The 12623-nt window shown below is 64.4% G+C and carries 11 protein-coding genes; 4 read left to right on the top strand and 7 right to left on the bottom strand.

Going from position 1 to position 12623, the window contains the following annotated elements:
• Positions 1 to 46 precede the first annotated feature (46 nt).
• Both BGRAMDRAFT_RS16890 and BGRAMDRAFT_RS16885 read right to left on the bottom strand, forming a co-directional pair.
• Positions 47 to 1369 (bottom strand): ABC transporter substrate-binding protein, encoded by a 1323-nt coding sequence (locus BGRAMDRAFT_RS16890; protein ID WP_006050006.1) that lies wholly within the window; start codon positions 1367 to 1369, stop codon positions 47 to 49.
• A 91-nt stretch (positions 1370 to 1460) separates the two neighbouring features.
• A complete protein-coding gene (locus BGRAMDRAFT_RS16885; RefSeq protein WP_006050005.1) occupies positions 1461 to 2243 on the bottom strand; it encodes an L-iditol 2-dehydrogenase in 783 nt (260 codons plus the stop codon).
• 317 nt (positions 2244 to 2560) lie between these two features.
• Between BGRAMDRAFT_RS16885 and BGRAMDRAFT_RS16880 the strand changes: the two genes are divergently transcribed.
• From BGRAMDRAFT_RS16880 to BGRAMDRAFT_RS16870, 3 genes are read left to right on the top strand one after another with little or no spacing between them, the layout of a single operon-like run.
• Positions 2561 to 3520: a metal ABC transporter solute-binding protein gene (locus BGRAMDRAFT_RS16880; RefSeq protein WP_006050004.1), complete on the top strand. Its 960-nt coding sequence runs from the start codon at positions 2561 to 2563 to the stop codon at positions 3518 to 3520.
• Positions 3521 to 4498 carry an ABC transporter ATP-binding protein gene (locus BGRAMDRAFT_RS16875; RefSeq protein ID WP_006050003.1) on the top strand — a complete coding sequence of 326 codons (978 nt, stop codon included), beginning with the start codon at positions 3521 to 3523 and terminating at the stop codon, positions 4496 to 4498.
• Positions 4491 to 5273, top strand: a complete 783-nt coding sequence (locus tag BGRAMDRAFT_RS16870) for a metal ABC transporter permease (RefSeq protein WP_006050002.1) — start codon at positions 4491 to 4493, stop codon at positions 5271 to 5273. The genes BGRAMDRAFT_RS16875 and BGRAMDRAFT_RS16870 overlap by 8 nt, the downstream gene beginning before the upstream one ends.
• A gap of 68 nt (positions 5274 to 5341) precedes the next feature.
• On the opposite strand, the gene fghA is transcribed toward BGRAMDRAFT_RS16870, so the two are convergent.
• The 4 genes from fghA to BGRAMDRAFT_RS16850 all read right to left on the bottom strand — a co-directional run bounded on the left by fghA (position 5342) and on the right by BGRAMDRAFT_RS16850 (position 9461).
• Positions 5342 to 6208: an S-formylglutathione hydrolase gene (gene fghA / locus BGRAMDRAFT_RS16865; protein WP_006050001.1), complete on the bottom strand. Its 867-nt coding sequence runs from the start codon at positions 6206 to 6208 to the stop codon at positions 5342 to 5344.
• Positions 6209 to 6246: 38 nt separating this feature from the next.
• On the bottom strand, positions 6247 to 7353 hold the full coding sequence (locus BGRAMDRAFT_RS16860; protein WP_006050000.1) for an S-(hydroxymethyl)glutathione dehydrogenase/class III alcohol dehydrogenase: 1107 nt from the start codon (positions 7351 to 7353) through the stop codon (positions 6247 to 6249).
• Positions 7354 to 7582: 229 nt separating this feature from the next.
• The gene (locus BGRAMDRAFT_RS16855; protein ID WP_006049999.1) at positions 7583 to 9052 is read right to left on the bottom strand and encodes a xylulokinase; all 1470 of its coding nucleotides are present in this window, start codon (positions 9050 to 9052) and stop codon (positions 7583 to 7585) included.
• Between the two features lie 211 nt (positions 9053 to 9263).
• Positions 9264 to 9461, bottom strand: coding sequence for a hypothetical protein (locus tag BGRAMDRAFT_RS16850; protein ID WP_006049998.1), 198 nt, complete (start codon positions 9459 to 9461; stop codon positions 9264 to 9266).
• Between the two features lie 30 nt (positions 9462 to 9491).
• Here BGRAMDRAFT_RS16850 and BGRAMDRAFT_RS16845 point away from each other — a divergent pair, with 30 nt between their 5' ends.
• Entirely contained in the window at positions 9492 to 10901 is a 1410-nt protein-coding gene (locus tag BGRAMDRAFT_RS16845) for a nucleobase:cation symporter-2 family protein (RefSeq protein WP_006049997.1), read from the top strand.
• A gap of 192 nt (positions 10902 to 11093) precedes the next feature.
• Here BGRAMDRAFT_RS16845 and BGRAMDRAFT_RS16840 read toward each other — a convergent pair whose 3' ends face one another.
• The gene (locus BGRAMDRAFT_RS16840) at positions 11094 to 12623 is read right to left on the bottom strand and encodes an efflux transporter outer membrane subunit (RefSeq protein ID WP_006049995.1); all 1530 of its coding nucleotides are present in this window, start codon (positions 12621 to 12623) and stop codon (positions 11094 to 11096) included.

Raw genomic sequence — 12623 nt, 5'->3', positions numbered from 1 at the left:
CAGTTCCGTTGCTTCAGTCAGTCGCGAAGTGCGACCGACTTCGGCATTACTTCTGGTAGCCGGCCTGCTTCACTGCGCGATCCGCGGTGGCCTGCCCTGCCGCCAACGCCTGGTCGACGGTCATCTGACCGGCAATCGCGCCGGAGATGCTCTGACCGACCACCGTGCCGAAGGACTGGAACTCAGGAATCCCAACGAACTGCACACCGGTGTACGGCACGGGCTTTAACGTCGGATGTTCCGGATCGGCCGTCTCGATCGCCTTCAGCACGAAGTCGCCAAACGGCGCGGCCTGCTTGTATTCCGGACGCGCATAGGTTGATTGACGCGTTCCCGGCGGCACCGAAGCCCAGCCTTCATCCTTCGCGACGAGTTCGATGTACTGCTTCGACGTCGCCCACGCGATGAACTTCTTCGCCGCGTCGGCCTGCTTCGACGACTTCGGAATCGCCAGCGCCCACGCCCACAGCCAGTGCGAACCCTTCGGCGTGACCGCCACCGGCGCGGCCGCGAAGCCGACCTTGTCCGCGATCTGCGATTGCTGCTTGTTGTAAAGCATGCCGGCTGCCACGGTCGCGTCGATCCACATCGCGCATTTGCCCGAGGACATCAGCGTGAGGTTTTCGTTGAAGCCGTTCGAGCTCGCTCCGGGCGGGCCGTTCTTCTTCAGCAGATCGACATAGAACGTGATCGCCTTCTTCCATTCCGGCGACGTGAGTTGCGCATGCCACTTTTCGTCGAACCAGCGGCCGCCGAACGTGTTCACGACCGTCGTGCCGTAGGCCATGTTCTCGCCCCAGCCGGCCTTGCCACGCAAGCAGATGCCGTACACGCCGTTGGCTTTGTCGGTGAGCTTGTCGGCGAATTGCGCGATCTGGTCGTAGGTCGGTTGATCGGGCATTTTCAGGCCCTTCGCTGCGAACAGGTCCTTGCGGTAATACGTCATCGAGCTTTCGACGTAAAACGGCAGCGCGTACAACTGGCCGCCGGAGGAAAGTCCGTCGCGGGCCGTCTTCACGACGTCGTTGAGATCGTAGTCGGCGGGCAGGTTCGTGAGCGGCGTAAGCCAGCCGCGCTTGCCCCACTGCGGGGTTTCATAGGCGCCGATCGTCATCACGTCGAACTGGCCGCTGCCAGTCGTGATGTCGGTAGTGGCGCGCTGACGCAGCACGTTTTCCTCGAGAATCACCCAGTTCAGCTTGATATCCGGATTCGCCTTTTCGAATTCTGGCGAGAGCTTCTTCAGCTCGATCATGTCCGGATTGTTCAGCGTCGCGATCGTCACCGTGGCCGCCGACGCGCTTAGCGCAAAGCAGGCAGCGGCGCCTGCGCTCATCGTCTTGAGCGCGGACTTGAGGGCTGGTTTCATGTGTGTTGTCTCCTTTCTCGTGCGTTATGTGATGCTGCGTTTGTTCTACGAAATGGCGCTGAATGACAGAGATAAGCGCGCGGGCAAACCCTCAACTCATCCAGTTACCGCCGTCCACATTAAGCGTTTGCGCGGTGATGTAGTCCGCGTCCGCGGAGGCGAGGAACAGCGCGGCGCCCGTCAGATCTTCCGGCACGCCCATGCGCCCGAGCGGCACCGCTTCGCCGACGAGGCGCTTCTTCTCGCCGAGCGGCCGGTTTTCATAACGGGCGAAGAGCGCGTCGACTTCGTTCCACATCGGCGTATCGACAACACCTGGCGCGATGCCGTTCACATTGATCTTGTGCGGCGCAAGCGCCAGCGCCGCGGATTGCGTATAGCTGAGCACCGCGGCCTTCGTCGCGCAGTAATGCGACACGAGCGCTTCGCCGCGCCGCCCCGCTTGCGACGACATATTGACGATCTTGCCGCCGCGGCCTTGCTCGACCATCCGCCGCGCGACGGCTTGCATGAGAAAGAACATGCCCTTCACGTTGACCGCGAAGAGGCGATCGAACACGTCCCAGGATTCGTCGAGGATCGGGCGCATATCGAAGAGCGCCGCGTTGTTGAAGAGAATGTCGATGTGGCCGAAACGCTCGACCGTGCTCGAGACGATGCGCTCGATGTCGTCGCGGCGCGTGACGTCCGCGGTGACGGTCAGCACGCGCTCGCCATGCGAGGCGCGCAGCGCCTGGCCGAAACTGTCCGCCGGCTTGACGTCGACGAGCACGCATTGCGCGCCTTCATCCAGGTAGCGCCGCGCGACGGCTTCACCGATTCCGCTTGCCGCGCCCGTCAGAATGGCCACCTTGTCTTGCAGTCGTGCCGCCACGCTTTGTCTCCGGTTCGTTTCGCTTTTCGATGCACAGTGAGCGAACGCTCATTACGTGATCAATTGCTCTGTTTGTGATCGAATGATCGGATACGCACCGGGTCATGTCAAGGCGCTCTATCAGATTTCGATGGTGCAGCGCGCAACGAGTGCATCGCCGGCTTGCCAGCTTCTGTCGAGTCCGGGATGACACGAAAACGAGATACGTTATATCATTTCGGCCTCGTCGGACGGCCCGTGCTTACGGCTACATGACATCGGCTGAACCATCGCCGTCATGTCCGCGATCCACTCAATCTCTTGCAGCAGGACACACCATGAAGAAGCTCGTCACGATGTCGCTCGCGAAGTATGTCGCCGCAGTCACAGCCGCGTTCGCGTTAAGCCATGCAGCGTTCGCGGCGGATGCGAAAATCCCGGTGGTCGCCGCGGAAAATTTCTACGGCGACGTGGTGCAGCAACTGGGCGGCGATCATGTCGACGTGACGAGCATTCTCAGCAATCCGGACGAGGACCCGCATCTGTTCGAAGCGAGCGCGAAGACGGCGCGCGCGTTGCAGCATGCGCGCCTTGTCGTGTACAACGGCGCCGACTACGATCCGTGGATGGCAAAATTGCTGGCAGCCTCGAAGAGCGCGCAGAGCGGCAAGCGCACGACGATCGTTGCGGCGCAGTTGACCGGCAGGAAAAGCGGCGACAATCCGCACCTCTGGTACGACCTTGCGACCATGCCGAAGGTGGCGCGCGCGGTGAACGAGGCGCTCGTCGCGGCTGACCCGGCGCACAAGTCGGCGTACGATGCGAACCTCGCGAAGTTTCTCGACTCGCTGAAACCCGTCGAGGCCAAGGTCGCCGAACTGCATGGCCGCTATGCGGGCACGCCGGTCACGGCAACGGAGCCGGTGTTCGGCTATATGTCGGACGCCATCGGGCTCGCCATGCGCAACATGCGCTTCCAGATGGCGGCCATGAACGAGACGGAGGCGAGCGCGTCGGACATCGTCGCGTTCGAACGCGATCTGCGCGAGAAGCGCGTGCGTGTTCTGATCTATAACAGCCAGGCAACCGAGGCCCTGACCAAACGCATGTTGAAACTCGCGCAGCAATCCACGGTGCCGACGGTGAGCGTCACCGAAACGCAACCCGCGGGCACCACCTATCAGACGTGGATGCTGTCGCAGCTCGACGCACTCGGCGCAGCTTTGGCAAAAGGCGGCGCGGACAATGCGGGCAATGCGGGCGCAGCGCCTGGCGGCGTCAAAGGAAAAAGCCAATGAATGTCACTGGCCGCGGCACGCCAGCCTATCCGTCAACCACGGCGTCAACGGCGGCGTCCACCGACACGCCCCGCGGCAAGCCGCGCACCCGTGCTAGAACTCGATCACGTCACGCTCGAACTCGGCGGCCGCACGATCCTGCGCGATACGGGCTTCGTCGTGAATCAGGGCGAATTCATCGGCGTGCTCGGGCCGAACGGTGCGGGCAAGACCACGCTGATGCGCGCGGTGCTCGGCCTCGTGCCGGCGGCAAGCGGAACGATCCGTGTGCTGGGGCATCCGGTGGAACGCGGCAACGCATCGATCGGTTATATGCCGCAAACGCGCAGCGCGCTCGCCGGACGGCGCGTGCGCGGCCGCGATTTCGTCGCGATGGCCGCCGACGGTCACCGTTGGGGCCTGCCTCACGCCGACGCGAAAACGCGCGCGGACGTCGAGCGCGTGCTTGAACTCGTGGACGGCCGCAAGCTCGCCGAGCGGCCGCTGTCCGAACTCTCGGGCGGCGAGCGTCAGCGCCTGCTGCTCGCGCAATGTCTGCTGGGCTCGCCGAAACTGCTGCTGCTCGATGAACCGCTGATCAGCCTCGATCCGCATCATCAGAAGAGCGTGGTCGAACTGGTGCGCCGCGTGCAGCGCGAACTCGGCATTGCCGTGCTGTTCTCCGCGCACGAACTGAATCCGCTGCTGAACTCGCTCGATCGCGTGCTGTATCTCGGCAGCGGCGTCGCGGCGCTCGGCACCGTCGACGAAGTCATCACGCGGCCCGTGCTGTCGCGCCTCTATGGCTCGCCGATCGATGTGATGCGCGTGAACGGCCGCATCTTCGTGATGTCGGGCGGCGTCGAAGTGGAAAAGCACGATCACGAACACGAGCACGACGAGAACGGCGGACACACGCATTCGCACGGCCATTCGCACGGCCACTCACACGAGCAGCATCAGCACGACTCACGCGACGGACACAAGCACGATGTTTGAATACGACTTCATGGTGAACGCGTTTGCCGCGTCGGGGATCGTCGCGGTGCTCGCCGGCGTGGTCGGCTATTTTCTCGTGATGCGCGGACAGACGTTCGCGGGCCACGCGCTCTCGCACGTCGGCTTCACCGGCGCGACCGGCGCGGTGCTGATCGGCATCTCGCCGATCTGGGGGATGGTCGGCTTCACGCTGGCCGCGGGCATCGGCATGGGCGCGCTCGGCGAACGCCTCGCCGGACGCGACGTGGCCATCGGCGTGATTCTGTCGTTGTCGCTCGGCTTCGGCCTGCTGTTTCTGCACTTCTTCACGGCCTATGCAACGCAGGTCACCGCGCTGCTGTTCGGCAACGTGCTCGGCGTGAACGAATCGACGCTCGCTGTGCTCGCGGGCCTGGGCGTCGTCAGCCTGGTCGCGCTCGCGGCCATCATGCGGCCGTTGCTGTTCGCTTCGTTGCAACCCGAACTGGCCGAAGCCAAGGGCGTGTCGTTGCGCCTCGTGTCCGTGCTGTTTCTCGCGATAGCCGCGCTCGCGGTGGCGGCGTGCACGCAGATTGTCGGCGTATTGCTGGTCTTTACGCTGATGGTCGGGCCCGCCGCCGCCGCGCAAAACATGACGACGCGGCTCTCGGCCGGTCTCGTGCTGGCCGCCGGCCTCGCGCTGTTGCAAGCCTGGCTCGGCGTGACGCTCGCGTTCTATACCGACTGGCCGACGAGCTTCTGGATCACCGCGCTCTCCGCCGTCGTGTATGGCGCGAGTCTGCTGAAGCGCCGCTGAAACCGCTTTAACGCAAAGCACGCGATGGCGGCCCGCAACGGCGCCGCCATCTGCCTGCACGACTAAAGTCAGCCGAGCAGCACCTTCGCGTGATGCGCGATGTGATCCTCGATGAACGTCGAGATGAAGTAATAGCCGTGGTCGTAGCCCGCATGACGGCGCAACGTCAGCGGCTGGCCCGCGTCACGGCACGCTGCCTCGAACACGTCCGGGTACAACTGCTCGGCGAGAAACTGATCGGCGAGTCCCTGATCGAGCAGAATGCCCTCCGCAAACTTGCTCGATGCGCGCGCCACGAGTTCGCTCGCGTCGTACTCCTTCCACGCCTCGCGGTCGTCGCCGAGATAGCCGGTGAACGCTTTTTCGCCCCACGGGCAGCGCGTGGGCGCGGCAATCGGCGCGAACGCCGACACCGAGCGATAGATGTCCGGATTGCGCAGCGCCAGCATCAGCGCGCCGTGGCCGCCCATTGAATGACCGAAGATGCCGAGCCGCGAAGCGTCGACGGGCAGTTCGTTCAACACCGTCTCGCGAAGCTCGTCGCGCACATACGAGTACATCCGATAGTGCCGCGCCCACGGCTCCTGTGTCGCATCGACGTAAAAGCCCGCGCCCACACCGAAGTCCCACGCCGCGCTCTCGCCCGGAATGCCCGCGCCGCGCGGACTCGTGTCCGGCGCGACAAGCGCCACGCCGTGTTGCGCCGCGAAGCGCTGCGCGCCCGCCTTGATCGCGAAGGTCTCTTCGGTGCAAGTGAGGCCTGCGAGATAAAACAGCGCGGGCACCTTCGCGTTTGCATTTGCCTGCGACGCTTGCAACGCCTGCGGCGGCAAGTACACCGAAAAGCGCATCGGCAGGCCGATGGTATGCGACTCGTGGCGGTAAAAACGCTGCTCGCCGCCATGACAGGCGTGCGACGACAATAGCTCAAGCATCGTCTTGCTCCTTGTTCAAGCGCTCTGAATAAGCCGCGTTAGTACAGCACGACCGAGCGGATCGATTCGCCCTTCTTCATCAGATCGAAGCCTTCGTTGATGCGCTCGAGCGGCAGACGGTGCGTGATGAGATCGTCGATATTGATCTTGCCTTCCATGTACCAGTCGACGATCTTCGGCACGTCCGTGCGACCGCGCGCGCCGCCGAATGCGGAGCCTTTCCACTCGCGGCCCGTGACGAGCTGGAACGGACGCGTGCTGATCTCCTCGCCCGCCGCCGCCACGCCGATGATGAACGACTGACCCCAGCCCTTATGCGTGCATTCGAGCGCCTGACGCATCAGCTTCACATTGCCGACGCACTCGAATGAATAGTCCGCGCCGCCATCGGTGAGCTGCACGATGTGATCGACCACGTTCTCGACGTCGTTCGGGTTGATGAAGTGCGTCATGCCGAACTTCTTCGCCAGTTCGACGCGGCCCGGATTGATGTCCACGCCGATGATCTTGTCCGCGCCTACCATTTTGGCGCCCTGAATCACATTGAGCCCGATGCCGCCGAGGCCGAACACGACGACGTTCGCGCCCGCTTCCACCTTCGCCGAATACACGACCGCGCCGACGCCGGTCGTCACGCCGCAGCCGATGTAGCAGATCTTGTCGAACGGCGCGTCTTCACGCACCTTCGCGACCGCGATTTCAGGCACGACGATGTAGTTCGAAAACGTAGACGTGCCCATGTAGTGAAACAGAGGCTTGCCGTCGAGCGAAAAGCGTGAGGTCGCATCGGGCATCAAACCCTTGCCTTGCGTCGCGCGGATCGCCTGACAAAGATTCGTCTTGCGCGACAGACAGAACTTGCACTGACGGCATTCCGGCGTGTAAAGCGGAATGACGTGATCGCCCTTCTTCAGCGTGCCGACGCCCGGACCGGTATCGACGATCACGCCCGCGCCTTCGTGGCCGAGAATCGCCGGGAAGATGCCTTCGGGGTCCGCGCCCGAGAGCGTGTAATAGTCGGTGTGGCAGATGCCGGTCGCTTTCACTTCGATCAGGACTTCGCCGGCGCGCGGGCCTTCGAGATCGACTTCCTCGATCGTCAACGGTGCGCCGGCTTTCCATGCGATTGCTGCTTTGGTCTTCATCGTGAATGCTCCTGTGAGTCGGTGAATGCGTTGAACGTCGCGCCGTCTAGTGCGGCAGTGCGTTGGCAGTGCGTTTGCAGTGCGTTTGCAGTGCGTTAAGGCGCGCGAATGTCCGGGAAGGCTACGGTCGATGCCGTGCTGCGCGAGCTACAGGCTAACGCATGAAAAGCGTCATGGTATTGCAAAGTGCGTCACGGCATTGTCAGCACGTGACATCGCGGCTTTGTCCTTAAGGCGTCGGTGCGTCGAACCATGTCTCGACGCGGCCATACAGATCGAGAAAACGCGCATAGCGATCGGCAAGCGCGCGATCGCCTCGCGGGCTCGCCACGTGCGTCGCGCCCGGCGCGAGCGCGGCGAGATCGTGCACATGCCAGTAACCGCTCGCGATGCCGCCGAGAATCGCCGCGCCGCGCGGCGCCGCATTCGGGCAATCGACCGCATGCAGTTCGGCGTTCAGCGCATCGGCGAGCAACTGCCGCCAGCGCGCATCGACGGAACCGCCTCCTGCGAGCTTCGACGCCGTCACCGTTGCGCCGCTCGCGCGAATCGCATCGAGCCCTGCTCGCAGCGAAAAGGCGACGCCTTCGAATGCCGCGCGCATCATCGCGCCGCGCGTGTGATCGAGCGCAAGTCCGAGCCAGCCGCCCCGCGCCGATGCGTTGAGCCAGGGCGTGCGCTCGCCTGTGAGGTAGGGGAGGAAGGTGAGCGGTGCACCAGGCGCGACGTTGTTCGCGTGCGCGTTGCCCTCAGGGCTCAGGCTGACACAATCGCCAAACGCCTCGTTATAAGCATCGGCCCATTCATACGACAGCCATCCGCGAGCGCGTTCCAGCGCGATGCCGACGTTTTGCATCGCGGCCATCCGATACCAGTGATCGCTCGCCGCCCGATAACGATGCAAGCCTCTGACCGCGGCAGGCTCATGCTCGGCGAGCACGACGATCTGGCCGCCAGTGCCGGTGGTCAGCAGCGCGTCGCCGTCGCGAGCAAGGCCGCTGCCGAGCGCGGCGCAGGGCGTGTCGGCGGCGCCTGTCGCGAGCACGATACCCGCGCGCAGTCCCAACGCCTGCGCAGCATCCGGCGAGAGCACGCCGGCAGCGGCATACGACGGCCCCACAGGCGCGAACCATTCATGCGGAATACCGAGGCGCTCAAGCAGCGCTGTGTCCCACGCGCCGTCAGGATCGGCGAGCGCGGTCGCGCACGCGTCGGAAGGATCGGTCGCGACCGCGCCGCCCAGCGCCACGCGCAGCCAGTCTTTCGGCTGCAGCGCCCAACGCGTGCGGCGCGCCGACTCCGGTTCGTGCCGCACGATCCAGCGCAGCAACGGACCGGCCATGCCCGGCGCGACCGGATTCGGCTGCGGCTCGGGCCACGCGTCGAGCAGGGAAAGCGCGCGCGTGTCGGGCCACAGCATCGCGGGCCGCACGGCATTGCCTGTTTCGTCGATCAACACGACGCCGTGCATCTGCCCCGACAAGCCGATCGCCTTGACCTCGCGGCGCAGCGCTTCGGGCAAGCGCGCCGCGGCTTCGGTGAGCGCGCGCCACCATGTTTGCACCGACGTTTCCGCCCAGCCGGCATGCGGCGTCTCGAGCGCATAAGCGACGCTTGCGACCGCCTGCTCATGACCGTCTTCATCGACGATTGCGACTTTGAGGGAACCGGTGCCGAGGTCGATGCCGAGAAAACTCATGAGGGGTCAATGTGGTCGGTTGAGGCGCGAAGAAGCGCGCGCTGGAGATGCGGCAAGTCGCCTGGTATTGCCCGCCGCACGCGCGCTTTGCGTGGCCACCTGGCCGCGTGGCCGCGAGCTGAAAAGTCGGCAAATCGCGGGTTAACCCCGCCCCGCGGCGAGCCGCGCCAAAATACGACTATGCGCGCGGCCGGATACACGTCATCGATTCTCACATATATCGCAGCAGCTCGGGCACGCGGCGCGAGCGCGCACGCAGCGCCGCCACACGGGGCTGACCGCCAATGAAACCGCTCTTCGCCGCGATCTGAAGCGTGAAAGCCGCGCTACCCATATCGTGACCGGGAATGCCGGAATAGGCGCCAGCGGTCTTGTTGCGCTTTTTCGTCCCCGATACCTTGGAGTCCATCCCAAAACTCAGACGGTGGAGAGAGACGTTATGCAATCGAACACGGTTCACCCGTGCGACGAGCGGCTGCCCGCAGGCCAGTTGCTCACCCTCGGCATCCAGCACGTCCTGGTGATGTACGCCGGCGCCGTCGCCGTGCCGCTGATCGTCGGCGCGGCGCTCAAGCTGCCGAAAGACCAGATCGCGTTCCTGATCAGCGCCGATCTGTTCTCCTGCGGCATAGCCACCCTGATCCAGACGCTCGGCTTGTGGATCTTCGGCATCCGCCTGCCGGTCATCATGGGCTGCACGTTCGCCGCGGTCGGCCCGATGGTCGCGATCGGCACGAACCCCTCGCTCGGCATTCTCGACATCTTCGGCTCGACCATCGCCGCTGGCGTGATCGGCATTCTGCTCGCGCCGGCCGTCGGCAAGCTGCTGCGCTTCTTCCCGCCGGTCGTGATCGGCGTGGTGATTTCGGTGATCGGCCTCTCGCTGATGGGCGTCGGCATCAATTGGGCAGCGGGCGGCGTCGGCAATCCCGACTACGGCAATCCGGTGTACCTCGGCCTGTCGCTGATCGTGCTGATGCTGATCCTGCTCATCAACAAGTTTGCAAAGGGTTTTGTCGCCAACATCTCGGTGCTGCTCGGCATCGTCGCGGGCTTTGCGATCGCGCTCGCGCTCGGCCGCGTCGATATGGACGGTGTCACGCATGCGCCGTGGGTCGGCTTCGTGATGCCGTTCCACTTCGGCCTGCCGCACTTCAATCCGCTTTCCATCGCGACGATGGTGACCGTGATGTTCGTCACCTTCATCGAATCGACCGGCATGTTCCTCGCGGTCGGCGACATGGTCGACCGGCCGGTCGATCAGAAAACGCTGGTGCGCGGCCTGCGCGTGGATGGACTCGGCACGCTGATCGGCGGCATCTTCAACTCGTTTCCGCATACGTCGTTCTCGCAGAACGTCGGCTTGATCGGCGTGACGGGCGTGAAAAGCCGCTTCGTCTGCGCGATGGGCGGCGTGATTCTCGTCATGCTCGGCCTCTTTCCGAAGATGGCGCAAGTGGTCGCCTCCGTGCCGGCTTTCGTGCTCGGCGGCGCGGGCATCGTGATGTTCGGCATGGTCGCGGCCAACGGCATCAAGGTGCTGTCGAAGGTGGACTTCGTGAAGAATCACCACAACCTGTTCATCGTCGCGGTGAGTGTCGGCCTCGGGCTCGTGCCGGTGGTGTCGCCGCACTTCTTCGCGAGGCTGCCGGCTGCGCTGTCGCCGCTTCTGCACAGCGGGATTCTGCTGGCTTCGGTGTCCGCGGTCGTGCTGAATCTGATTTTTAACGGCGTAAAAAGCGAGAAGAAGGCGCAGTGCGAAATCCGTGCGGCCGGCCATGATTTCGACGGACGCGGCGGCAAGGAGCCGCCGCGCGATGAAATGCTGCGGGCGGCGGATTTGCATTGAGGCTCGTGGCTCTGCGGTTTATGGCTCCGAGGCTTATGGCTTCGCGGCTTATGGCGGCGAAGCGCTGAGCGCCGCTCAGTCGCGAAGCCACGCTAGCTAGGCGAGCCGCTGTCTGTCAGAGAACCGCCATAAAAAAACAACGCCACGGCATGCCGTGGCGTTGTGCTTTTCAAGCGTCGATTACCGCAACGCTCAGCCCGCGGTAGCAGCGGAAGCCGCCGCCGGCGCGCTGGCCGCGCCGTAGTCGACCGGGGCATCGGGCGGACGCGGCTGATCGCCGTTATGCTCGATCCACCCGCCGCCGAGCGCCTGGTACAGCGTGACCAGGTTCTGCAGGCGCTGCATGCGCGCGGTGATCAACGACTGCTGCGCCGAATACAGATCGGTCTGCGCGGTCAGCACCGACAGATAACTATCGACGCCGTTCGTATAACGCAGAGTCGACAGATCCAGCCGGCGCTGTTCTGCAAACGCATTGCGCTCGAGCGACCGGATCTGCTGATCGTACGTGCCCCGCGCGGCGAGCCCGTCCGCCACTTCGCGGAAGGCCGTCTGGATCGCTTTTTCGTACGTGGCGATTTGCGCGTTCTTCTGGATGTTGGCGAGGTCGAGGTTGGCCTTGTTCTGGCCGCCTTCGAAAATCGGCAACGTGATGGACGGCGCAAAACTCCACGCGGCCGAACCCGGCTTGAACAATCCGCCGAGCGTCGGGCTCAGCGTGCCGAAGCTGCCCGTGAGCGAGACCCTCGGGAAGAACGCCGCCCGTGCCGCGCCGATATTCGCGTTGGCCGCGAGCAGATTCTCCTCGGCCTCCATGATGTCCGGACGACGCGTCAGCAGATCGGACGGCAAGCCCGCCGGAATGTCCGTCAGCAGATTCTGGTCGCTGAGCGTGAGGCCCGGCGGCAGATCAGCCGGCAGCGGCTCGCCGAGCAGCAGCACGAGCGCATTCTCGGCCTGTGCGCGCAAGCGCTCCTGCGCCTGCAGGTTCGCGCCCGCTTGCTCGACCACGGTCTGCGCCTGGCGCAGATCGAGTTCCGAGCCCGTGCCGTTGTCGAACTGCAGCTTCGTGATCCGGTACGACTCCTCGGCGGTCTTCAGCGTGCCTTGCGTGACTTTCAGCAGATCGTCGAGTTCGAGCACCGTCAGGTACTGATTCGCGACCTGCGAAACCAGCGCGATTTCAGCCGCCTTGCGCGCCTGCGCGGTGGCCAGGTACTGCGCCAACGCCTGATCCTTCAAGCTCTGAATGCGACCGAAGAAGTCGATTTCCCACGAAGCGTTCAGACCGACCGAATACGAGTTGCTAATCGTCCTGCCGGCCACCGACAGATTCTCCGGCGTGCGCGATTTGCTTTGCGAAGCCGCGGCGTCGAGCGTCGGGAACAGGCCCGCGCGAACGATGCGGAACTGCGCCTGCGACGCCTGCATGTTCAGCACCGACACGCGCAAATCGCGGTTGTTCTTCAGCGCGATGTCGATCAGCCGCTGCATGCGCGGATCGACGAAGAAATCGCGCCAGCCGATGTCCGCCGCGGCCACGCCGTTCGCGCTGCGCGCGCCCGACTGGCCCGGTTGAGTCGCGCCCGGCTGCGTTTCGTACACGCCGCCGGTCGGGAAGTTGCTCGTCACCGGCGCGGCGGGGCGCTCGTACTTCGGCGCCATCGTGCAACCAGCGGCGAACAGCGCGACCGCTACTGCAATCAAAGAGTGTTTTTGCAT

Source organism: Paraburkholderia graminis C4D1M (assembly GCF_000172415.1).
Taxonomy (GTDB): domain Bacteria; phylum Pseudomonadota; class Gammaproteobacteria; order Burkholderiales; family Burkholderiaceae; genus Paraburkholderia; species Paraburkholderia graminis.
This window is presented reverse-complemented; position numbering and strand designations above follow the sequence as displayed.

Bases quoted from the DNA above. Each gene is read 5' to 3' on its own strand.
- BGRAMDRAFT_RS16890 (WP_006050006.1), bottom strand. From the start codon at position 1,369: ATGAAACCAGCCCTCAAGTCCGCGCTCAAGACGATGAGCGCAGGCGCC.
- BGRAMDRAFT_RS16880 (WP_006050004.1), top strand. From the start codon at position 2,561: ATGAAGAAGCTCGTCACGATGTCGCTCGCGAAGTATGTCGCCGCAGTC.
- BGRAMDRAFT_RS16875 (WP_006050003.1), top strand. From the start codon at position 3,521: ATGTCACTGGCCGCGGCACGCCAGCCTATCCGTCAACCACGGCGTCAA.
- BGRAMDRAFT_RS16870 (WP_006050002.1), top strand. From the start codon at position 4,491: ATGTTTGAATACGACTTCATGGTGAACGCGTTTGCCGCGTCGGGGATC.
- fghA (WP_006050001.1), bottom strand. From the start codon at position 6,208: ATGCTTGAGCTATTGTCGTCGCACGCCTGTCATGGCGGCGAGCAGCGT.
- BGRAMDRAFT_RS16860 (WP_006050000.1), bottom strand. From the start codon at position 7,353: ATGAAGACCAAAGCAGCAATCGCATGGAAAGCCGGCGCACCGTTGACG.
- BGRAMDRAFT_RS16855 (WP_006049999.1), bottom strand. From the start codon at position 9,052: ATGAGTTTTCTCGGCATCGACCTCGGCACCGGTTCCCTCAAAGTCGCA.
- BGRAMDRAFT_RS16850 (WP_006049998.1), bottom strand. From the start codon at position 9,461: ATGGACTCCAAGGTATCGGGGACGAAAAAGCGCAACAAGACCGCTGGC.
- BGRAMDRAFT_RS16845 (WP_006049997.1), top strand. From the start codon at position 9,492: ATGCAATCGAACACGGTTCACCCGTGCGACGAGCGGCTGCCCGCAGGC.
- BGRAMDRAFT_RS16840 (WP_006049995.1), bottom strand. From the start codon at position 12,623: ATGCAAAAACACTCTTTGATTGCAGTAGCGGTCGCGCTGTTCGCCGCT.